Raw genomic sequence first — 23,375 nt, forward strand, 5'->3', positions numbered from 1 at the left:
GATCACAAGGAGTATGTTTTTACATACTCCTTTTTTTGTGCACATTTCAAAGGATTACTCGTGGGATCAGCATGATTTCCCTTCAAAAAAATCCAAAAAGTCAGCCCGCTGCAGAGGCCAAAGCAAATATTAGATGCAGAAAACAAATGCGACCAGCCCATAAAGCGATCGCATTTGTTTTTGGCGACGGACGCATTTATCCGCCAAATGTTATTATTGACTCAATCCTCCTTCCTTACTCAACTCCCACCGCCCGTACGGTAACCACATTGGTTTTTACAGGTATGTTTTTACGAATGGTGCTGATGCCATCGGTAATCGTTAGTACATAATTTCCATCAACGGCCTGTGAAAAATCAACGAACTGGCTGAAACGTGGTTGCCTGGAAGATGTCTGGGACAACTGGCTGCCGCGCTCATCTTTGATCTCGAGGTCAACCCCCAGCCCGGAAGGATTTACCACCTTAACCAGATAAATGTTGACCGATCCGGACATCTGTTCCTCGATCTGCCAATTCCAAGCTGGCCACAAGTCGGCATTGCCTGGCAGGAGCCACAACGATGCCATTGTTTCAACGCCATCTAAAACCAATAACGCAGCGAAAAAACAACCTGGGAACGCCGGAGCGGGAAACTCACTTGTTTACTGTTGTTCCCGCTTATTGTCAACGTTGTGAAATCCGTAGGATTGGTAATGTTGGTTGCGTTGAGAGACAGTTCAATCTTTCTTTTCCCAAAATTGTATAAGACCTGCGCGTCTGTAAAAAAAGCGCCGGACAGCACGGATTGGTTTCTGATAGTCCGATACTTGTCTCCACTAAGCTTCATAGATAGCCCTGACATCGGAAAAATATTTAATTCAAAGTGCTGATTAACCTGCGACGCAGATTGTTCCGGTATTATTTCATAGTTGCGGTTCCTGCTTTTACTGACTGTATAGCTGATATTGTAGAGGCCCGTTAACCATACAGCTATTTTTGTTTGCGCTTTTAGGGAAATTGAACTGCGAACCTCCACGAACCTACTTAACTGCTCCTGTAACAATTGTTCATAATCACTTTTCTGAATATCCAAGTTCGCCGAGAAGTTGGTACGAAGTAAAAAGATGTGTTTGGATATACCTGAATTAAAAATCAAATTGCTTGTTCGTACCATTCCCTCCACGTTATTCTGTATTTCTAAAGCATTTCTATAGGAATTGCCTGGAAGGTATCCATTCACGCCAGTGTTAAATCCGATAGACGCGTTTCCGGTCAGCAACCTGGCCGATTTGCGGCCCATCCAGCCAACAGAAAAAGAATGGCGTGTATTGGTTGTTACAGGTATTTTCCATGACTGAAGCAACAAATAATTTGAAAGGATGTAGTTGTCATAACTTTCGTAAATACTGGTGGGAGAGATGGCGAACTGGTAGTTTGTGGAAATAGTATTTTCTTTACCCATATCGTAGCGCCATCTGAACAGCGGCGAAAACATCGGTTTGGTAAAACGTTCCTCTTTGGCTCCGTCTGCACTTTCTTTGCTTATGATATGCAGGTACACAGGGAAAGATACTGAAACACGATGCTTGCCGTTGATGATATCATAATCTGCCTTTATATAGGCTTTGTAATGCTTCCAAAGGATGTTGTTTGCAAACGAATCAGTTAGTATTTTAAGCGTGCCCAGATCGTCGATCGTAGTCATATCCGACCCAAGTTGCTGTACTTGCACAATCACCCCTGCCTTATAATGCTGCACCAAGAACTCGCTTACGACCCGGTATGAAAAACTTTGATTTGAAAAAAAATCTGAAAGCATTACAGATTGGGTGATCCGTTGATAAGGCACGCCCGAATTGAATATTGAATCAGTAAGACCCGGCGACAACGATAATTTTTCAGGAGATTTTTTATAATAGAAATACGATGTAAATTCGGAGAGGTTCCTGTTTGCACTTTTTTTAATCACACTCAGGTCATTTGAAATGTACCAGTTTCTATTGGCATATTGCTGCGCAAACGCTTTCCCATTTTGTACCAGGCTGGCAGCAACTGAAGGGTTAGACACATTGCAGGATAATATATTGTTTAGGTAAATATCTTTTTTGTTAACAGTAGCCGTTAATTCGGAATTGAAACTTTTCTCGCTGTATTTCTGCGATTTATTTTCATTGTAAGTAATGGTAGATGTTGGCAGAAAAAAAACGGATCTGGAATCCGACGAAACCATTTTATTGTTCTGCAGGTAATACATATTGAATCTGATGTTAGTCTCCGGTTTTACCGAAAAACTGTTGTTCAGCGTAACAAGCCCGGTATGATTGAACAGGTATCGTTGCTGCCCGATCTCCGGAGAACCCGCACCGACCGGAGTCAGTAAAGTTCTCGTGGTGTTGTGGTCCAGTCTTCTTGCAAGTTCAGTGATATTGTGCGCGGATAACTGGCTGGCAATCTCTACCCCTGCATTATTGGCATTCACGAGGTCTATAAACTTCAGGTTTTTTTTAAAACTGAGCAAGTTCGCCTCTAAGGTATAAACATCTCTGTTGCCTGCACCAGCTTTTGTATTTCCAAGTAGGGCGAGTCGAGCTTCATTCTTAAGACTTAGGTTCAATGCCACCTGGTTGCTGAGTACGGCCGATTCAAGAACCCTGATGGCATTGTGGTTGTCAATGACCTGGATTTTATCAACCATTTCGGGGCGGATAGTCCTGGTTGCGATCGTGTACCGGTCGCTTACAATATCATCGCCATCGATATAAAAATTGGAGATTGCTCTTCCGTTGTAAGATATTCGTCCGGACTCCTGTATTTCAATTCCAGGCACATTTTTCAAGACATCTTCTATAGTGCGGTCCTGCTTTTGCGTGAATGCTTCGGCGTTGTAAGATGATGTATCTGGCTTACTATTCAGAAACGATTTCCTGTTCTTCACAGTTACCGAAGGCAGCTCTTTTACAAAGGGAACCAGTTTAATCAACAAACCTTCCAATTGATTCCCAACCCGTAAAGAATCCTGGTGAAAACCTAAAGCATTGAACTTGAGCCAAAGGGTTTTACCGAGTGTGTTCGCAAATCGTATTTTAAAAAGGCCAGCTTTATCGGTTGTAGTGTAGGATAATACAAGTCCAGAGCCACTATCCTGAAGGGAAACCAGCGCGGAAGGAATGTTAACGCCTGTTTCTCGGTCGACCAGCTTTCCATCGATGAATTGTCCTTCACAGGTGCTTGCATGGCATAGTACCGCAACTAAGATCAGGAAGTAATAAGCAGGATTTTGAAATGATTTAGACATTTATAACGAATACTAGGAAACAACATAATGCGAGGACTCATTTTGGTTTTACGATCACTGTTTTTCGATTTTATTGTTGATAGGCGATTTCTCCACCTTAGACCTTGGTTTGCTATTGTAGACAGTTTCTAGACTTTTTCCATCCAGGGTAACAGAAATCCCTTGTTGTGCCTGCCTGCTGGTTACGAAACCGGCTATATCTTCCCGCGCAAACTTTTGCAATTTATCAAATTCTGTCTGTTTGATCCTGATATAATTAGAAGCTAGGGTTATCAATGTTGGCCCTTCCTTTTTTGCAACTTCAAAAGCTGCGAATTCAAACACAACCTCCTTTTTATCATCATACGCTTCGAGTATAATGCCCGGTAATCCGGAAAGTTTCCAAGGTCCCGCGCTGATGGGATATTGGATTGTAAACCAAGCGGTATAATCCCGCCCACGGAAACGGCCTTTTGCCATCTGGCCCTTTAAGGCACCAAACATTTTTGTTTCGGGCAGTATGTCCCATTTAATATTCGGCAATATGTCTTCAATAACATATTCCATGCCCACCAATACTTCCTTTCGATAGAGTTTGTTGTCCATGTTTTTTTTGAATAGTTCTGTAGGCGAAGATCTCCTGAAGTTGGCGCTATGCGAAAGTGGCTTCGATCTGTCACCAGTCTTCAACATCGTTTTATATTCCTCTCTCATTCTTGAAGACTCCTTTTGATACGACTCAAACTCTGCATAGCGGTAAACCGAACTTGATGGCCCTATGTATAAATTCATGTTTTCAACCGATTTCTTACTAAAGTCCGTTGTATCATAGGAGTAGATAAATTTATAGGCCACCTTATATAAGGCCGTTTCAGAGAAGGTCGGTTGCGCCGAGACATTCTGTCGGTTAAGACATAAAGCTGAAAGAAGCGTAATAAAGGCAAGATTTTTCATAACGGTGCGTATGTTAATCAGGGAGGTGATTGACGAATACGACCACCCCCCCGAAAATGAATCTAATTTACGGGATACTCCAGTAACCAGGGCAAAGGATATCATCTATTTCGTACATAACAGATAACATCATGTGCCACCAAACATCGTTTTCATCATCTTCTGGTGGAAGATTATTGCCGCAGATAGTAGCATCCATTGGCATAGTTTCACAAACGGCCGTATAAGGAAAAGACCTGCATTCATACCGAAACTTCTTAGCTTCAGTTTTAACAGCATTCTTTTCTTTTGATTTAACCATTGCAGGCTTAACCGTGGTTTTTGAGGATGCATCTGCTTTAGGTGTAGCGGCAGCAAAAAGTGTCGAAGCGGCAATGATGCAGATCAACACGACTAACAGGTGTTTTTTCATTGTTTTGAGTTTTAAGTAAAGAAAAATCTTTGCTAAAGTGACTTATGAGCGATATAAAAAGTTTTTGTCGCTAATTGGCAGATTTCCCAAGCCACACATTCACTTTTGCTAAATCACATACAACTCAAATCCGGTCATCGCCATATATGCTGATATAACCAGCATTTTTCCGGAAACGCCTTTCTAGACACGAAATCTACAAACGGAGGTATTAGTGTTCTGTTATCGTCATTCTTGTTTGCGGAAAAAAACGACAGGAGCCTCGGGGGGGGGAATTGTGGCAGACTCTTGCTCAAATATACAAAATATCGAATATTAAAAAAGAAAATTCGTAGAAAGTACAACTTATTACAAAAATAATTCGCTACGAACAAAATTCTTGTATTTGCAAAATGATCATCAACACTGTAAATGTCAAAACAAACCTGGTGAGGAGTTCCTATGTATTAACAAGTACGAATGCAAAAGCCCGCTTCACACTCATCCATTACATAATGAAAAAATATTTTTCCGAACTCCGGTACGGGGTTTTATATTTGTCTACCAATTTAGTAGGATTATAATTATTTTATGAAAAACGCAAACCTATTTCTCGCCTTTGTCCTTATATTATCTCAGTCCGCCAACGCGCAGCAGCGCATCATCCGCGGCGTGGTTACCGATGCTTTGAATTCGGTTCCATTGGAGGGCGTGCACATCCTGGCGCAGAACAGTAAACTCGAATCGGGCAGTCAAACCGATGGCATTTTTACCATTCCCGTTTCTGAAAAAGATTCCATACTGGTGTTCAAATACGATTCGTACCAGACACAGGAGATCAGATTGTCAGGTAACGATGAAATAAATGTCCAGTTGAGAAAAGCACCAAACCCTGTTCTTGTTCCAGCGTTGGTGGCCGGCACCTGGAGAGGGTTGTTTACCATCAAACCCGGCGTACAGGTTCCTTTCCATTTTGCGGTGGAGCAGGATGGCAACGTGTTCCTGCTGAACGGCGATGAACGATTTCCCGCCGGCCCTTTCCGCATCGAAGGCGATTCGCTGTTTGTTCCTTTCCCTTTGTTTGAAAACGAACTCGCGCTCGGTTACCAGAACGGAACACTCAACGGCATCCTGCGCAGGCAGGACCTGCGCGGCAACCCAACGCCTGTAAAAGCCGAAAAAGGCCAACGCTACCGTTTTGACGAAACAGGTTCCGCCGCTACCAAAGACATCACCGGCACCTACGATGTTGTTTTTGGCAATGGCGAGCGTCAGGAAAAAGCCGTGGGCATCTTCAAACAGCAAGGAAACAAACTCACCGCCACCTTTCTTCGGGTTACCGGCGATTCCCGTTTTTTAGAAGGAACCATTGAAGACAACAAGATCCAGTTGTCTGCCTTCATCGGCTCCTCTCCTTCTTATTATACTGCAGTGATCAATGCAGATGGAAGTCTTTCGGGTGAAAACGTAAACGCACGCGGAGCCCTTCCCTTCAAAGCAACGTTTAACAAGAACGCAGCGCTGCCCGATGCATATGCGCTTACCAAACTCAAAGAAGGCAACGACAGGATCAGTTTCAGTTTCCCCGACGCTGAGGGAAAAACAGTGAGCTCTTCCGATGCCCGTTTCGCAGGCAAACCACTCATCATCAGCATCGGCGGCACATGGTGCCCGAACTGTATGGACGAAGCAGCTTTTCTCGGGCCCTGGTATGAGAAAAATAAATCGCGCGGCATCGAGGTGATCGCCTTGCAATACGAACGCCAGACAGATGCGGCTTTTGTAAAAAAGACCTTCAACCGTTTTCAAAAACAATACAGCCTGAATTATACGTTGCTGCTCGGCGGCGTAGCCGATAAACAGGCTGTGGTTGCGTCGCTTCCCGCGTTGCAGAATTTTGTTTCTTTTCCCACAACCATTTTTGTTGACCGCAACGGGAAAGTGGCAAAGATCCACACCGGTTTTTCTGGCCCTGCAACAGGCGAACATTACGAGGCCTTTATCAAAGAATTTAACGAAGAAGTGAATTCACTTTTAAAATAGCTCAGACAAGCAATCGGAGATAACAGCAAGGGTGGTGATCCACCAGGCTCCCGCAGCAATGCGGGAGTTTTTTTTATGCAAACGATGCAATGACGTACGGCACCTGCGGGCAAAAAAAACTCCGGAGCAGCTATTGGATCTCAACTTTGCCAACAGCGCGGATGCTGCGGCATAAACGTTACACGCTTGTACTAACGGCTTTTTTTCTTCTTCCCCACCAGATCAAAAACCCTGTTACCGGCAAACTCGCCGCCACCAGGCTCGCGCAAAAAGCAAGGATCTTTGTTGGCAACCCGCCGATCGATCCCACATGCACATCATAATTCATCCGGACGATCTTATCTGCTGTTTTCGCACCTGCAAAGCGCCCGTATGGATGCGTAACATCGATCTCTTTTAAACTGTATTGATCAAAATAACGGTAGTCAGCTCTCCAGTATGTGCCCGGATCGGGGTTGGCTGCGCCTTCGATGGCCGAGGTATCCGATACAGGAAAATGGATCTCGATGCTGGTAGACCGATCGGGATAGAACGCACGCATCTTTGCATACACCGCATCGGCCGCTGAAAAAGTTGTGTCGCTTTGTTTGGTTTTCTTCGACACAGACTCGTAATAAGGCGTCATCTGTTTGCCGCCCGATGTTGCATAGTAAAAAGATTTTGCGAACCACTGGAAGCCCATTACCAGCCCGCTGATCGCAATAAAGATCGCGATCCACGACATGTAAAACCCGAGCACATTGTGCAGGTCGTAATTTTTTCTTCGCCAGCGCGCGTTTAATTTTATTTTGAAACGCTGTTTGCGCGCGGCCTTGTTTTTGGGCCACCAGAGAACGATACCGCTGATCATCATAAACAAAAACACAAGCGTTGCAGAGGCTATGATCGGTTGCCCGATGCTTACCGGTAGCCACAGGTTGTAATGCCCGCCGATCACTATCCTGAAAAAATCACGGTTCATGTTCTTCACTTTCTGAACAGCGCCGGTGTATGGATGGATGTAAACGATATCGTAATACTCATCTCCATAAAAAATAGCCTGCGCAGCCTTTCCTTCCTGGTACAGGATGCTGTGGGGATGTTTGCCCGGCAATTGTTTTTCCGCAATGGTTTTAAGCGCCGAAGGCAGCATGTCTGTTCCCGATCTTTCTTTGATGTATTGAAAGGGATTGGTCACCGTTTCAATCTCGCGCTGGAACACAAGCATGCACCCCGTTAACCCCAGGAACAAAACCAACAGCCCGGACACAAGCCCGAGCCATAGGTGGATAAAACCGATTATCTTCTTAAACTTCATAGCCATTAAAATCGAAAGTTCACGCCCAACCGCAGGTTTCTTGGCGGATCTGTTTGCCAGTTGTATGCAGAGAGCCATGCATAATACGAACCGCTGTACAGGTATTTGTTCATCACATTAAACACGTTGAGGCTGATGGTCATTTTGTCTTTTTCGTAAGACAGGCCCGCATCCACTTTGTGATACGCCGGTAATACTTTGGCTGGATCCGGCGAAACATCCCAGAATGTATTTCTTCCATCGAGGAACATGTAGCCCGCTGAGAAACCAAGCCCTTTCAAGGCGCCATCCTGCAAACGGTAAGTGATCCATGCATTTGCGGTATGTGTTGCATAACCCGGAACCACATCCCCCACTTTGATCGATGTTACGCCCGCTGCTACTTTTGTAACTTTTGAATCCGTATATGCATAGTTGGCAACCAGGTCAAGCCCTTTTGCGATATGCCCCTTGAGATCGAACTCTACACCCTGCGCTTTCTTTTGTCCCATTACAATGCTCAGTCCCGATGTTGGCGCACTGAACGGGTCTGCGGTCAGTTCATTGTTTTTGAGAATGCGGTACACGCTCAAACCGGTGTTCCACCTTCCGCCTGCCCAATCGTGTTTGATACCGAATTCGAGATTGCTCCCGGTGATCGGTTTTACCTTTCCGCCACCTGCCAGTTTTCCCGCCTGTGGAATAAAGGCTTCGTCGAACAACCCATATACCGTGGTTTGTTTATCCAAAGAAAAACTAAGCCCTATGCGTGGTGTAAAACGGTCTGCCGTAGTGGGTGCGCCGCCCCATTCCGATTGTGTTACGGTTGTATAGCGCGCTGCGAGTGTTAACCTGATGCGGTTCTCGAAAAAACCCAGTTCATCCTGCAGGTAAACACCCGTGTTTCTCAGCGCCATCGTGCCACCTATCGCGGTTGCGCGTTGCTCGAGTGGTGTGCTGTAATCGAAATGCGGGTAGCCGTTTACCGGCGTTCCCAGGTATGGATTGCGTGTGTCGAATTCCGCGCCAACGGTATCGAGTGCATGTGATTGTCCCCAGTCTGCAAAATATTCTTTGTTTGCAACATCAATACCTCCCAATATCCGGTGGCGAACCGTGCCCGTGGTAACATCGCCGTTCAGGAAGAACTGCCCCATCGTCATGGTGCTTTTCGCTTCCCAGCTCCCTACGGCGCGGATCATGGTTCCATTGGTGTTCACTGCGTTTGGCCACATCGAGCTTCCGTTCTGGTAATAATTAGAGTATGCGAGTTGCCCGGTCAGTTTCCATTTGCTGCCCAGGTGGTGCTGGATGTTGAGCAATGCGCTGTGGTCGTTGATGTTGGTAGCGGGCAATCCTGCGGGCAACTGCGTAAAGCCAACCGGCAGCGTTGCAAAACCATCTGTTGAGAACACGTAGAACGATCCGACATCACTCATCTTTGCATATTGCCATGTGTATTCGGCGGTGAGTTTGGTTTTTTCATCGAGCTGGTAAGAGATCACCGGCGCAAACGTGTAACGGTTGTTGAATTCGTTGGCGCGGTGCGATTTTTTCTGTTGGCCCGCCAGGTTGAACCTGTACAATAATTTTCCGTCTTCACTCAGTTTTCCATCAAGATCGAGCGTAGCGCGGTACAGGTCGAAGCTGCCGATGGTGAAACCCGCTTCGCCTTTTGTTTGCCCGCTGGGTTTCTTTGTCACAACATTGTACATGCCGCTTGGATCGCCGTTGCCCAGCATAAACCCTGCCGGCCCTTTTACAAATTCGATGTGGTCAACAAAACTCATGTCTTCGGTAAGCGGCCCCCAATAAGAGTTCACCATATTGAACCCATTGCGGAAAGCCTGGATCTGCGAGCCGCGTGAGGAAATGTTGGTATACATATCGCCCCAATGTTCCATGCGCACTGCGCCGCTCACATTGCGGATCACGCCATCGCTCATGCTGATGACCTGCTGGTCGCTCAACGCTTTGCCCGTAACCACCTGTATGTTTTGCGGGATCTCCAGCAAAGGCGCCTGCAAACGCAGCGAGGATGAAACCGTTGCCGCCCTGTAACTGCGCACACCCGAACGGATGATCACTTCCTGCAGTTCTTTTTGGGTGAGTTGGAGACGGATGTTGATCACGCTGGTTTCATTGGCGCCCAGCACCACTTTTTCATTTACCTCCTGGTAACCCACCAGCGAGATATGCAGCTCGTAAGAACCTGCCGCCAAACCGCGGATCAGGAAATTACCGCCGTCGTCGCTGATGGCACCCTTCGAAGAACCCTTTACCTGGATGGCAACGTCGGGTGCGGCGGAACCTTCGGCCGTTGTGATCCTTCCCCTGATCACCGCATTGCCCTCCACCGTTTCTGAAGCCGAAACCGATAAAAGCAAAGCAAAAAAACAAATAACCGTACTGTATATTTTTTTCATAGCGTTTTCCATTAACGGCCGCGAAAGTAAAGGCCGAAGAATGGCGCCATTGTCAAAAACGGGAAAAGCTATTTACGCAAAAGGGAAACTGACTGTTGTGTGACAGTTGGTGTGAGCAGGAACAAAGCGGCCCATCAATATATAATACAAAGCCTCAATTGTTATTTCTCAACTCCGTGCACTCCCAAACCTTCGCAACAAACTTCGCCTCCAATGAAAAATCTGCGTAAGTATAATTCGCCGGCAGGCCCAACTTTGTTCCGTCTTCATTGAAGAAAAACGGCGTTGAAAGACAGGCAGGGCCCTTTACAGAAAACAGGTACACGATCTTCTCCCTCCATTCGTATTTGTTGATGAAGGGCTCGCAGGTACAATTACCAGAGCTGTCGATCATCGCCCGGAGTGCGGGCGGGAGCCCGTTGGCGTTGTCTTCCTTTGTGCAGGCATAGACGGAAAATAAAATACAGGCGGCGGCCAGGAAACGTTTCATACCAGGATTTTTGATACTGACCCGCAGGGTTCTGCCAACGTTGCAACGGCTCCATGTTAAATAATTGTGCACCTGGCCGCGGCGGCCGTTTTGCCCTTTTTATACCTGTGAACCGCTATTTCGGCTTTTCATGGCTTTTTTTTGTAATAATCGCCTTCAAACGGCTACTTATACCGGCAATAAGGCCGTAAGAACCGGTGACGACCTGTTTATAGCGGCAATAACCCTTTTTGTATAATGTTTTTCGCGGGCCCCGGCGGCGTTTCTAAGTTTGGGCCTGAATAAAAGTTTAACCCTATAATATGAATTTTATGCCAAAATTGTTTACCACCTTACTGCTTCAGTTGTTGATCGTTGCAGGACTGCAGGCGCAGACTGTTTCAGGTTCGGTGAAAGACGAAACCGGTGCGGCTGTAAAAGGCGCAACCGTTTCACTGCTTAGAGCAAAAGACTCTTCTATTGCCAAATTCGGCGTGAGCAACGACAAAGGTGAATACCTGTTTGTCAACATGCCCGCGGGTAATTACCTCGTGAACGCATCGTTCACCGGTTTTTCAGTTGCTTTCTCTGCCCCGCTTACTTTATCGGGCGCTGATGTGAAAGTGGCGCCGCTACAGCTTTCCAAGATCACGAGCAACCTCGGCAATGTAACCGTTACCTCGCGCAAACCAATGGTTGAAGTGAAAGCGGATAAAATGGTTGTGAACGTTGAATCTACCATCAACGCCATCGGTTCCGATGCGTTGGAGCTCCTGCGCAAATCGCCGGGTGTTTCGGTTGATAAAGACGATAACCTCGGTCTCGCTGGCAAAACAGGTGTGCAGGTTTACATCGATGGACGCCCTTCACCATTGGGCGGACAGGATCTTGCCAACTACCTCAAAACATTACAATCGAGCCAGATCGAATCGATCGAGCTGATCACCAACCCTTCTGCACGTTATGAAGCGGCAGGTAATGCGGGTATCATCAACATCAAACTGAAAAAAAATAAATCACTCGGTGTAAACGGTTCTGTCAATGCAGGATGGAGCATCGGTACCTTTGCAAAATACAATGCGGGCCTTTCGCTCAACTACCGCGACACAAAAGTGAACCTGTTCGGAACCTACAGCTACAATACAGGCTGGAACGAACAACGCCTTTCCTTGAAAAGGACAGTAGCGGATTCTTCGTTTGACCAGAAAAGCCTGATCCTGGTAAACCAGCCTTCGCACAATGTGAAAGTGGGTATGGACTATTACATCGACAAGAAAAGCATTTTCGGTGTGATGGTGAACGGTTCGTTTGTAGATTTTGACGCGCAGACAAACAGCAGCACGCCGATCGCATACATTCCAACAGGCGTTACCAACCGTGTACTTGTTGCCAACAACAAAAGCGCCGGCGTAAGGAACAACCTGAACGAAAACCTGAACTATACTTTTACCAACACGAATGGCAACGTATTCGCTTTGAATGCCGACCATGGTAACTACCACATCACGGGCGACCAGCTCCAACCCAACTATTATTACAACCCGGGTGGAACAACCGTGATCAACAGCGTGATTTACCAGATGATGACACCATCAGACATCACCATCAATTCGGTGAAGGCGGATTGGGACAAGAACCTGAAAAAAGGAAAGATCAGTTTCGGCGGCAAATCGTCTTTTGTTGAAACCGACAACGATTTCCAGCGTTACGATGTGTTTACTTCGGGTAAGATCCTCGACAAGGACCGCAGCAACCGTTTCCGTTACAAAGAAAACATCAATGCAGCATACCTGAGCTATATGCGTCCGTTCAAGACGATCATGATCCAGGTTGGCCTCCGTATGGAAAATACCAATACAGACGGACGTTCTACCGGTTTGAAAAACGCAGGAGGCACTTATGTAAATTACGATTCGAGCTTCCAGCGGCATTATACGGACCTGTTCCCAAGTGCATCGATCAGCTTTACAAAGAACCCGATGAACCAGTGGACGCTCTCTTACAGCCGCCGTATCGACAGGCCGGGCTACCAGGACCTGAACCCGTTTGAAAACAAGCTGGATGAGTACACTTCGCAAAAAGGAAACATCAACCTGCGCCCGCAATACACCAATGCATACAGCGTAACGAATGTATACAAGGGCAAGCTTGTGAGCACATTGAGCTACAGCCATGTATCTGACCTGTTCACGATGTTGCTGGATACAGCGAGCAAATCGAAAACATTTATTTCGAAACAAAACCTTGCAACACAGGATATCGTGAACCTCAGCATCAGCTATCCGTTCCAGAAAGGAAATTTCAGCATGTTCACCAGTGTTAATACAAACTACTCGCATTACAAAGCCGATTACGGTTCAGGCCGTATCGTTGACCTGAATGCATTTGGTTTGAATGCAGTGATCCAGAACAACCTGAGGTTTGGTAAAACAAAAACATGGGGCGCAGAACTTACGGCTTTCTACAATGCACCTACCGTGTACATGGGAAGCTTTGAAGGAAAATCGATCTACAGCATCAATGCAGGTTTGTCTAAACAGATCATGCAGGGCAAAGGATCTATCAAAGTATCCGTAAGCGATCCGTTCAATACGCTTAAGTTCCGTGGAAACATCAATTTCTCCGGTCAGCGTACGGAGCTTGTTCAACAGGGCGAAACGCGCCAGATCAGGATCAACTTCAACTACCGCTTTGGTAACAACGGCGTAAAAGCCGCCCGCCAGCGCGCAAACAGTACAGAAGAAGAAAATAAACGCGTAGGCAGTGGTTCCGGTGGATTGGGTATCGGTGGAAATTAGTGAATATGAATGGTGAGCAGAGAATAATGTGAATGGTGAACGGTGGGTGGTAAGTGGCAATGCGGTAAGTGGTGAGTAGTCTGGTGATAACACACCACTCACCATTTGCCAGGGGCCACATCCATTTACTGTTCACCATTCGTTATTCGCCTCACGCAAACCGCGGCAGTTATGACAAAAGATCTTGCTAATTCCTTATTTTTACGAAACAAGCAATTATACGATCTGAAACAGCGCAAAAGATATTCCTTCAAAAGAGTGGCAGCCGTTACTGCTATTTTTTGTTTGGTGATGTTTTTGCTGCAGTTGCTTTTTACGTACCTGTTGCCCGACGGAGGCAAAGTTCGGTCGCTGTTTACCCTGCGCAGCCTGTTGTCGCACAGCATTGCCTTTCTTTTCCTGTCCACTTTTTATTACTACGTTGTAAATACCTATTACTCGCTCGCAGCCGACCGTAAACCGTTCAAGAAATATGTTCCGCTCACTTTGCTGATCATGGGTGTATACAGCGCGTATTATGTAACGGTTTTGCATATTTTTCCTGAGAAAAGCAGCCAGGATCTAAGCCCGGTAGTGGTGGGTGTGTCCACTTTCCTGGGAGCCTGTTTTATGACGGCGATCGGTTTCCTCATCGCTTACCTGACGAGCCTGCGCGATGAACAGAAAAAGAACAAGATCCTTGAAAATCAAAAGCTGGAACTGGAGATACAAAATTCGCAGGCAAATTTCAATTTCCTGAAAGCACAGATCAACCCCCATTTCCTCCACAATACACTGAATTTTTTTTATGCGAAGGCCCTGCCACTGAGCCCGGAGTTGTCGGAGGGCATTTTGTGTTTGTCAGACATTATGCGCTACGCACTCAACGAAGGTGGCAAGGATGAAAAAGCATTGTTGAAAGACGAGATAGAGCATCTCGAGAATGTGATCCGCATCAACCAGTTCCGTTTCAGCAGCAACCTGCATGTAGAGCTTAAAGTAAGTGGTGTTACCGCCGGTGCGAAGATCGTTCCCTTCGTGCTGATCACGCTGGTTGAAAACGCATTCAAACATGGAGACATGAAGGACCCTGCCAAACCGCTTACCATCAGGATCACGGTAGACGGCAGGCGGTTGTATTTCTTTTGCTGGAACAAAAAGAACCCGGGGTTCAAAGACCATTCAACCGGCATCGGGTTACAGAATATTTTAAAACGGCTCGACATCATGTACGGCGATGCCTACAGTTATAAAGTGGATGAGGACGCCAATTTTTATTCAACAGAACTAATCATCAATTCGCTATGATACGCTGCATTATAGTAGACGATGAACAACCGGCCATTGATGTGCTGGTGAATCATGTAGGACAATCCCCGCTCCTCCGGCTCGAAGCAACGTTTACAAACCCGGTAGAGGCATTGCATTTTTTGTCGGGCAACGATATTCAGCTTGTCTTCCTCGATGTACAGATGCCCGAGTTATCAGGAATCGATTTCGTGGAAACGCTCCAGGGAAAATGCCATGTGATCATGACCACAGCATACAGCGAGTTTGCCTTAAAAGGCTATGACCTGAATGTAGTGGATTACCTTGTAAAACCCATCCGGTTCGCTCGTTTCCTGCAGGCGATACAGAAAGCTGAAGAGCGGATCAGCGAGAAAAAAGAAAATACGGCAGCGCCGCATGCGTCTTTACCTGCTACCGAAGACGATCATATTTTTGTAAAAACCGGGACAAAGGGCGAGCTGCAGCGCTTAAACTTCGAGGACATCGATTACATCGAAGCGATGAAGAATTACATCGCCTTTACTTCGGGCACGAAAAGAACGTTGGTATACGCGAGTATGAAAGAAATAGAGGACCATTTGCCCAAAAGCAGTTTTATCCGCGTACACAAGTCGTTCATCATACCCATCAAAAAGATCAGCGGCATCAAGGGCAATCTTATTTTGCTGAAGGATGTGAACGCAGAGATCCTGATCGGAGATTCTTACAAAGCGGAATTGATGCAGCTGATCACGGGGAAGATCATCTGAACCAAACGCCTGAACACGGCCACCCTGCGTTTTGCACGCGAACCATTCAACCCCGCCCCCTCGCCTCAACCCGCTGCGATCCACAATATTCACAGGCACAATTTTTTATTAAGGATATTGTAGGGTGTGTGGGTCATTTTTACGGCCGAGCGCATTTCAGCATACAACAATACCGCCTTGCAAACCGTTACTAGCATAACCGAAGCGTAAATCCGCCAACCTTGATGAAAAGAAAGATCTCCAAACAATACTCGCACAACAACAAGGCCCAGCTCATCCGTGGCGGGAAAGAGTATTTTGAGAAGATCCTTTCGCTGATTGCGCAGGCAAGCAGTAGCATTCACCTGCAGACCTATATTTTTGAAGACGATGAAACCGGCCGTCTCGTTGCAGACGCGTTAAAGACAGCTGCGCGGCGAGGCGTAAAGGTTTACCTGATGGTAGATGGCTATGCATCCCAGGCCTTATCGAAGACCTTTATCGGCGACCTGGAGAGTGCAGGCGTACAATTCCGCTTCTTTCAACCCCTGTTAAAAAGCGAACATTTTTATTTCGGCAGGCGGATGCACCATAAGATCCTTGTTGTAGACGCACAGTGCGCAGTAACGGGGAGCAAAAACATCTCGAACCGGTACAACGATATGCCGGGCGTTCAGGCATGGCTCGATCTGAATGTGTACATAGAGGGCGATGCCGCAAAAGAACTCTGCCTTGTCTGCGTCAAAACATGGAACGGCTTCAGGATGGAGCCCGGGTCAATCACCTGCAACGAAAACAAAACTTTTCATTACGACCCTTCCGAAAGCGTTGAGATCCGCGTAAGGCGGAACGATTGGGTGCGGCGGAAAAGCGAGATCTCGTCTACCTACACCGAAATGCTCCGCAAAGCCGAGTCGCATATCACCATCCTCTGCAGCTATTTCCTGCCGGGAAAAATCATACGCGACCGCCTCAGGGCAGCTGCAAGGCGGGGTGTGGTGATCAAGGTGATCGTGGCGGGAAGATCGGATGTAAAGTTGTCGAAGAATGCCGAGCGGTGGCTGTACGACTGGCTCTTGCGCAACAAGATCCAGGTTTACGAGTATGAGCCGGCGGTGCTGCACGCAAAATCAACCGTGTGCGATGGCAAATGGGTAACGATCGGGTCGTACAACATCAACAACATAAGCGCCTACACCAGCATCGAGCTCAATGTAGATATCAGGAACAAATCATTCGCAGCGCAGGTAGAGGCCACATTGGAAGACATCATCCAGAACGAGTCTACGCTCATTACCACGGAAACACTGCAAAAGACCAAAAACATCTTCAAGCAATTTATAAGATGGGCGTCGTACCAGGCCATACGGACCCTGTTTTATGTGGCAACGTTTTACTATAAAAGACGGTGAGAATCTCGGACGTATTTAGATGGTTGTGTTGACTCCCTCATTCACCAAATCACTCTCCTGCTATCCTTCTTAAAAAAGCATTCATCGTTGTTGCGTCCCAGCCTGCAAATCTTCCCCTTTGTACAACAAGCGTATTTTCTCCAGGGAAATTGAGGTAATAGTGGAAGGCAAATTTTCCGCGCGGGTTGTACCAACCAACTTCCTGTCCGAAACGGAGATCGTTGAACACAAGCGTGTCCTGGTATTTTTCAACGGTATAGAATTGCTGGGAGAAGCGTATGAGCTGGCGCAGGTCTTCCTGCTTGTCCACGGGTTTCAGCAGGTATTGGTTGCGGGGGAAATATTGAAAATGCATTTCTTTTTTTTGATCGAGCAGCGAACGGTAGCCAACGTGATAACCGCTGTCGTTGCCCGCAACCACAAACCACAACCAGTTCTGCAATGGAGCGGGTGTTGTAAAGTAACGGGTGTAGGAAATATGCTGCCTGCGCAGGATGTCTTTTACCTCTGTGTTGATCACGGTTTTATTGAGCAGGCAATACAACAGGTAAAAACCGCTGATGCTCAAACCAAACCGCCACCATTTTTTGCGGGCGGCAGACGATCTCCGCAAAACAACGAGTGCAACGCAGGCAATGGCGGGCCATATAGAAAAGAACGGGTCGGCCACATAGATCGCATTGAACGAAACCCGCCAGTGGCTGAAAGGTTCAAACCATCCAACACCATAGTTGTTAAATGCGTCGATGAACACGTGGATAAAGATAACGGCACCAAAAAACGCAGCCCATTTTTTGAAACTGATGTTGTGCGGGCGATGGAACCGTTCGGCAAGGAAGGCGAGGAAAAAGGTAGCGAGCAAACAGAACAGCAAAGAATGTGTGAACCCGCGGTGCGCGAGCAGGTTGGAAGAACTGTTCATCCACAGGGATGCCAGGAAATCGATATCCGGCGCGCTCTGTGCCACTGCACCCCAGATCATCGCGCGCTTTCCGAGTTTCTTCCCGGCAAACGCTTCGCCCATACAGGCGCCGAGTGCTATGTGTGTAAGAGAATCCAATGGTGTTTTGGGATGGTATTAAAATTTCATTCCAGTTATTAGCCGGATGATGGGGTTAATTGAACTAAATAAGTGAACCGTACTAAATATGCAAGAACAAAGGAAGCGCTTCTCTTGCGAAAAGACACCATTTTTAACCCATCCCAAACCTATATCTTTTCTACCGGGAAAAAGCAATGGAACTTTGCCCCTCTTCCCTCACCGCTTTCGGCAGTGATAAAGCCGCCGTGTATGTCCATGATCTTCCGGCAGATCGCCAGCCCGATGCCGGAACCCTTATAGGCGCCTTTGGGATGGAGGCGGTAAAAGATCTTGAAAATATCTTCCGCATAATTGCTGTCGAAGCCAATGCCTTCATCCTCGATCGTAAAATGATTGTAACGCGTGCCCGGTATGGCCGCAGGGTGTTCCAGCGCAGGCGTATCGGTTTCGGCGCAACCGATGTGGATGAGCGGGTTTGAACTGTCTTTCCTGAACTTAATGGCATTGTCGATCAGGTGGTTGAAAAGCACCGTGAGCAGGAACGGGTATCCCCAGATCAGCGGCATCTCGTCCTGGCAATCCATTTTAAATTCTATACCCGGCCAAACACGCGTCATATCTTCCTGGATGCTTTGCAGCATTACAACCAGGTTCACCTGTTGCAGATCGGTGTCTTTTGTCTGTATGCTGGAATAGGCAACGATGTCTTCCGTAAGCAATTTCATTTTCTGAATGGCCGATTGCGCGCGGCGCACATTGGCCTTGCCTTCATCAGACATTTTCCTTGCATCATTCGAAATGATGAACTCGAGATTGGTGTATAATTTTTTCAGCGTGTCTGTATAGTCTGTTGCGGCGATCTGGTTAAAGGTCTTTAACTCGGAGTTGAGCGATGCCAGTTCGCGGTTGTTGATCTGCAGGGTGCGGTTGAGTTCTTTGATCTTTTCCTCGGCCTGTTTGTGTTCAGTAATGTCTTCCCATACATTGATGAATCCATCCCCGAATTTGGAATCGGAAACCAGGAACCACATATTGGCGCCGCCAAAATTCTGGTGCACCTCGTAGCTCTTGGGAATACCCGTTTCAACAACCTGTTTGAAGTTTTCGAGCTGGCCGATGAACTCCGGGAAATCGCGGAGCAGTCTTTTGCCCACGGCGTCGGCCCTGTCTTTGAAAGCAGCGCTTTTCTTGCTCATCATCACGAGCTCAAAGTCAACGATCTGGTCATGTTCATCGCGTATGGCGGTGTAAACATGTATACCACTGTTAAAGGTATCAAAAATCGCCTGGAGAAGGTTCCTCCCAGGTAAGTCAGTTAGTTTGTCCATATCTATAAGTCCATTGCCGCAATCAGTTCACACCATCAGCGAAGTATCTGGAGCGATAAAAGTATGCAGGTAAAAATTAAAAGAAGATGAAAATGCACTTTGGCAGACCCAAATAAAGCAGATAGTATGTAGTAATTCCAGCCTTTCAGCGGTTGAACAAAGATAATAAAGTCCCGGATAAAACAAGCTATATTTTGATCAGCTTTATTTTAAATAGGGTTGCAGCAACGATGGCAGCATCCGCATATCGAACGGTTTTACCACGCAACCCGAAACGCCCAGGATCTGTGCGGTTTCGATGATCTCTTCGTCGAGGGACGACGAATACATCACTACGGGAACATCTTCCAGGGAAGGCATTTTTTTGATCTCCACCAGGCACTCGAGCCCGTTCATTTTGGGCATTTTGTAGTCGAGTACAATGTAATCGGGTTTTGTTTCCCGCAGGAATTTCAATCCTTCCAGGGCATTGGGTGCCGCATCGTATTTGTAATCGAGCCCCGCATCGCGGAAAGCGTCTATAAAAATATCTATCTCGTCGGGGTCATCGTCAATCAATAATATATGTTTCTGCATAAGCGGTTGTTTAGGGTTGCCTAATCTTAATTGGGGGAACACGCGCGTATCCATGCATTGTAAATGCAGGATGTACTACCTTAAAATTTTGTGTGATTTGTTGCTAGTGATGTATGATCAAGGACTGTAAAAAAACCGCCTGTAAATCAAAAATAGCGGTTCTGTTTTTTATAGCAAACTATTTTTTTTCATTTTGCACGATGCCGTCAAAGAAAGGGTGAATACCCCGGCAACTTCTACCCGAATTGGATGATGCATCGCCCGCAATTACTCCGGCGGAAGCAAAAAGATCTTTTTCCTGATCGCGTAAACAACGATCCCCGCCGTGTTTCGCACACCCATTTTTTCTTCGATGCGTTTGCGGTAGCCCTCGATCGTTCTCACGCCCAGGCAAAGGGTTTCGGCGATCTCTTTTGCCGTTTTTTGCTGGCAGATCAGCTCGATCACGCGGAGCTCGTTGCGGGTGAACAGGCCAGACTCATGACCGTCTTTGTTTACCTGGAAATTCCGGTGCCCCGTAAGCTGGTTCAGGATCAGGGCCACTTCTGTTGAGTAATACGGAATATTCTGCGAAACGGAATAGATGGCATCAAGCAATTCTTTTTTGGTACAGCCTTTCGATAAATAACCCATCGCCCCGGCATGTATCATGTCAATTACATGTATACGATCTGTAAACCTTGAAACCGCTATGACCGATGTTTTTGGAAATTCCTGTCGTATGATGCGGGCCGCTTCAATGCCGTTCATACCGGGCATAATGATGTCCATCAAAACAACGCCCGGTTGCTGGTCCCGCACAAAAGACACCGCTTCGCTGCCGGTACCTGCCTCTCCCGAAACGGTAATACCCGGAAAACGGTGGATAATGGATTTCAGCCCTTCCCGGTAAACCTGGTGATCATCTGCAATTAAAACACGAATGTTTTGCCCCATTGTAAACCCCTTTAATTAAATCACTGGTTGCCCCGGACAAAAATATAAAAGTCTCCCCCTTGCCCACCCCGTATTTACACGGTATTTTTTATTTTTTCCCCGGCGCATGTTCCCGGAAAAACTTTGGTTGCAATAATGTATTCGGTTTCAAAAGCTTACCGCAAACGACCGAAGTTTTTGTTTTTGAAGTTCGCCCAAAAAATTGTGCGTAATTGGGCTATTGTTCAGGCTTGGCCGTTCAGACTCCTGTTCATTGATTCCCGGAAATAAAAAACCGGCATTTAAACCGGTCCTTGTGTATGTCAGGTTGTTAAACGAAAAGATCACTGGTCGAGAACGATCTCCCCAATATCCACGATTGCCCCGGCATTGAGTGTGATGTCTGGTTTGGTGGTTACTTTGTAAGGACGAAGTCCTTCTGCTATCACGCGGTATTTACCCGGTCTCAGGTTCCTGATCTCAAACTGCCCGTTCTGCACGGCGCCCACCGATGTGTCGTTTTCAGAGACGGCCCACACATGTAGTGCGGCGTTGTATGGCTTTACCCTTCCTTTAACCACTGCACGGTCTGGCTGTTGGTGCTTCACAAAAGCGAACAGCGCAACCATTGCCAGGAACAGGGCTGGCAGTACCCATTGGTCATTTTTCATAACATTTTACCGATAAGCCTTTTAGGTTGAAAAAATCATGCCAGCCCGGCGCCGGCCGGTCACGGTAAGTGAGGGCCGGCAACGGTCTTACGGCCAATGGGTATTTTCCGTAATTTTAGCTAAACCCAGCTATCATGTTATCCAAATCAATGCAGGAGGCCCTCAACAACCAGGTTAAGCTCGAGGCGGCTTCGTCACACACTTATTTAGCAATGGCCAGTTGGGCGGAAATACAGCCCGGGCTCGACAATGTGGCTGAATATTTTTTCCAGCAGAGTGAAGAAGAACGCGTTCACATGCTCAAGCTGATGCGCTTCATCAACGAACGCGGCGGGTTTGCGCTGGTTCCAACGCTGGAGCAACCGGTACTTACTTTCAAAAGCCTCAAAAACATGTTTGAAGACTTTCTCAAGGGCGAACAGCATGTAAGCAACAGCATCAATGAGCTTGTAGACATGGCGCTGCGCGAAAAGGATTTTGCAACGCACAACTTCCTGCAATGGTACGTGAGCGAACAGATAGAAGAAGAAAGAAGCGCCCGGGTGCTGAACGACAAGCTGGAACTGATCGGCGACGACAAGAGCGGCCTTTATCTTTTCGACAGGGACATCATGAGCACAAGGCAACAAGGCGGCAAGAGATAACTGCGAACAACCCCGACCCGTTTTATTCCGTATAGATATTCAAATCATTAACCATTTTAAAAAGTAACAATGAAAAAGAACTATTTCTACTTCGTTATGCTTTTGGCAGGCATCGCCCTGCTGGCAGCGATCAAGCCTGTCGAGCCCCTGCCGTATGGTCTTGCCCTCGGCACGCCGGATATCAAATCGATCAGCGCTTTGTCGTTTGGCAAAGACGGCATCCTCTTCATCGGCGATTCAAAAGCAGCTTCTGTTTTTGCGATCGATACGAAAGATGCCAAAATCAATGCGGCCGCGGCAATGGTCAACATCAGCGATATCGATCAGAAGATCGCTGCGGCCCTGGGTACGCAGAAAGAAAACATAACGATCACAGACATGGCGGTAAACCCGTTGTCTAAAAAATTGTACATCGCTGTACAAAGCAGCGACGGATCGCCCGCGTTGCTTAAAGTGGAGGGCGACAAGCTGGCGGCCGTATCGCTGAAAGACGTTGCTTTTTCAAGCGTTGCACTCAACGATGCCTATGCAGAAGATGCTAAGGATGGAAGGGGCCGCCCGCTGCGCGTGTCTACCATTTCCGATCTCGGCTTCAACGAGGGCAAAGTGCTGGTGAGCGGGTTATCAAACAAAGAATTCAGTTCAACGCTCCGCAGCATTCCTTTCCCTTTTACGGATAAGCAGGAACAGGCATCGCTCGAAATGTACCATGCATCGCACGGCCGTTTCGAAACCACATCGCCGATCCGTACCTTCACAACAGGAAAGATCAATGGAAAAGATTACCTGATCGCCAGCTATACCTGCACACCGCTTGTACTCTACCCACTCGATGAGCTTAAGCCAGGAACACACGTGAAAGGAAGGACCGTTGCAGAAATGGGCGCGGGCAATACACCGATCGACATGACCACCATTACCAAAAACGGTGAAACCGTGCTGATCATGGGCAACACCGCGCGCGGCGTTTCAGAAGTAACCTACAAAACCATTGCGGCATTTGAAGGAACATTGACTGAAAAAGTTGCGGGAACCGCAGGAACCACATTCAATGTAATACCGACGCTTACAAAAGTAATGCAGATGGACAAACTGGATAAAGATCATGTAGTCATTATCCGGAAAAATGAAACCGGTGCAGTAGATCTTACCACGCAAGCCAACAATGCACTCTAAGC

Annotated in this window: 19 protein-coding genes; 7 read left to right on the plus strand and 12 right to left on the minus strand. The window is 47.0% G+C overall.

What is annotated here, in order from left to right:
- Nucleotides 1-235: 235 nt before the first annotated feature.
- The 4 genes from GWC95_RS06840 to GWC95_RS06855 form a co-directional block, all read right to left on the minus strand.
- A complete protein-coding gene (locus tag GWC95_RS06840) occupies nt 236-463 on the minus strand; it encodes a hypothetical protein (protein WP_161817942.1) in 228 nt (75 codons plus the stop codon).
- Nucleotides 464-582: 119 nt separating this feature from the next.
- Nucleotides 583-3,276 (minus strand): TonB-dependent receptor plug domain-containing protein, encoded by a 2,694-nt coding sequence (locus tag GWC95_RS06845; protein WP_161817943.1) that lies wholly within the window; start codon nt 3,274-3,276, stop codon nt 583-585.
- A gap of 54 nt (nt 3,277-3,330) precedes the next feature.
- Nucleotides 3,331-4,209 carry a GLPGLI family protein gene (locus GWC95_RS06850; protein WP_161817944.1) on the minus strand — a complete coding sequence of 293 codons (879 nt, stop codon included), beginning with the start codon at nt 4,207-4,209 and terminating at the stop codon, nt 3,331-3,333.
- A gap of 67 nt (nt 4,210-4,276) precedes the next feature.
- Nucleotides 4,277-4,621, minus strand: coding sequence for a hypothetical protein (locus GWC95_RS06855; protein WP_161817945.1), 345 nt, complete (start codon nt 4,619-4,621; stop codon nt 4,277-4,279).
- Between the two features lie 570 nt (nt 4,622-5,191).
- Here GWC95_RS06855 and GWC95_RS06860 point away from each other — a divergent pair.
- Complete coding sequence (locus GWC95_RS06860; protein WP_161817946.1) at nt 5,192-6,643, plus strand: redoxin domain-containing protein; 1,452 nt, start codon at nt 5,192-5,194, stop codon at nt 6,641-6,643.
- Nucleotides 6,644-6,821: 178 nt separating this feature from the next.
- Here GWC95_RS06860 and GWC95_RS06865 read toward each other — a convergent pair whose 3' ends face one another.
- The 3 genes from GWC95_RS06865 to GWC95_RS06875 all read right to left on the minus strand — a co-directional run bounded on the left by GWC95_RS06865 (nt 6,822) and on the right by GWC95_RS06875 (nt 10,835).
- Nucleotides 6,822-7,946, minus strand: a complete 1,125-nt coding sequence (locus tag GWC95_RS06865) for a PepSY-associated TM helix domain-containing protein (protein WP_317164098.1) — start codon at nt 7,944-7,946, stop codon at nt 6,822-6,824.
- The gene (locus tag GWC95_RS06870; protein WP_161817948.1) at nt 7,946-10,345 is read right to left on the minus strand and encodes a TonB-dependent receptor; all 2,400 of its coding nucleotides are present in this window, start codon (nt 10,343-10,345) and stop codon (nt 7,946-7,948) included. The genes GWC95_RS06865 and GWC95_RS06870 overlap by 1 nt, the downstream gene beginning before the upstream one ends.
- 154 nt (nt 10,346-10,499) lie before the next feature.
- Nucleotides 10,500-10,835 carry a hypothetical protein gene (locus GWC95_RS06875; RefSeq protein WP_161817949.1) on the minus strand — a complete coding sequence of 112 codons (336 nt, stop codon included), beginning with the start codon at nt 10,833-10,835 and terminating at the stop codon, nt 10,500-10,502.
- Nucleotides 10,836-11,146: 311 nt separating this feature from the next.
- Here GWC95_RS06875 and GWC95_RS06880 point away from each other — a divergent pair, with 311 nt between their 5' ends.
- From GWC95_RS06880 to GWC95_RS06895, 4 genes are all read left to right on the plus strand, one after another.
- Entirely contained in the window at nt 11,147-13,612 is a 2,466-nt protein-coding gene (locus GWC95_RS06880) for a TonB-dependent receptor (RefSeq protein WP_161817950.1), read from the plus strand.
- A 171-nt stretch (nt 13,613-13,783) separates the two neighbouring features.
- Nucleotides 13,784-14,899 carry a sensor histidine kinase gene (locus GWC95_RS06885; RefSeq protein ID WP_161817951.1) on the plus strand — a complete coding sequence of 372 codons (1,116 nt, stop codon included), beginning with the start codon at nt 13,784-13,786 and terminating at the stop codon, nt 14,897-14,899.
- Complete coding sequence (locus GWC95_RS06890) at nt 14,896-15,630, plus strand: LytR/AlgR family response regulator transcription factor (RefSeq protein WP_161817952.1); 735 nt, start codon at nt 14,896-14,898, stop codon at nt 15,628-15,630. The genes GWC95_RS06885 and GWC95_RS06890 overlap by 4 nt, the downstream gene beginning before the upstream one ends.
- Before the next feature lie 224 nt (nt 15,631-15,854).
- On the plus strand, nt 15,855-17,021 hold the full coding sequence (locus GWC95_RS06895; RefSeq protein ID WP_161817953.1) for a phospholipase D-like domain-containing protein: 1,167 nt from the start codon (nt 15,855-15,857) through the stop codon (nt 17,019-17,021).
- Between the two features lie 49 nt (nt 17,022-17,070).
- Here GWC95_RS06895 and GWC95_RS06900 read toward each other — a convergent pair whose 3' ends face one another.
- From GWC95_RS06900 to GWC95_RS06920, 5 genes are all read right to left on the minus strand, one after another.
- Nucleotides 17,071-18,081, minus strand: coding sequence for a metal-dependent hydrolase (locus GWC95_RS06900; protein ID WP_161817954.1), 1,011 nt, complete (start codon nt 18,079-18,081; stop codon nt 17,071-17,073).
- 149 nt (nt 18,082-18,230) lie between these two features.
- Complete coding sequence (locus tag GWC95_RS06905; RefSeq protein ID WP_161817955.1) at nt 18,231-19,391, minus strand: sensor histidine kinase; 1,161 nt, start codon at nt 19,389-19,391, stop codon at nt 18,231-18,233.
- Between the two features lie 204 nt (nt 19,392-19,595).
- A complete protein-coding gene (locus GWC95_RS06910) occupies nt 19,596-19,967 on the minus strand; it encodes a response regulator (protein ID WP_161817956.1) in 372 nt (123 codons plus the stop codon).
- A 267-nt stretch (nt 19,968-20,234) separates the two neighbouring features.
- Entirely contained in the window at nt 20,235-20,903 is a 669-nt protein-coding gene (locus tag GWC95_RS06915; protein ID WP_161817957.1) for a response regulator transcription factor, read from the minus strand.
- 323 nt (nt 20,904-21,226) lie between these two features.
- Nucleotides 21,227-21,553, minus strand: coding sequence for a carboxypeptidase-like regulatory domain-containing protein (locus GWC95_RS06920; protein ID WP_161817958.1), 327 nt, complete (start codon nt 21,551-21,553; stop codon nt 21,227-21,229).
- A 134-nt stretch (nt 21,554-21,687) separates the two neighbouring features.
- On the opposite strand from GWC95_RS06920, the gene GWC95_RS06925 reads away from it, so the two are divergent.
- Both GWC95_RS06925 and GWC95_RS06930 read left to right on the plus strand, forming a co-directional pair.
- The gene (locus GWC95_RS06925; RefSeq protein ID WP_161817959.1) at nt 21,688-22,197 is read left to right on the plus strand and encodes a ferritin; all 510 of its coding nucleotides are present in this window, start codon (nt 21,688-21,690) and stop codon (nt 22,195-22,197) included.
- A gap of 69 nt (nt 22,198-22,266) precedes the next feature.
- A complete protein-coding gene (locus GWC95_RS06930; RefSeq protein WP_161817960.1) occupies nt 22,267-23,373 on the plus strand; it encodes a hypothetical protein in 1,107 nt (368 codons plus the stop codon).
- The last annotated feature ends 2 nt before the right edge of the window (nt 23,374-23,375 follow it).

The organism is Sediminibacterium roseum (assembly GCF_009939005.1).
Classification (GTDB): domain Bacteria; phylum Bacteroidota; class Bacteroidia; order Chitinophagales; family Chitinophagaceae; genus Sediminibacterium; species Sediminibacterium roseum.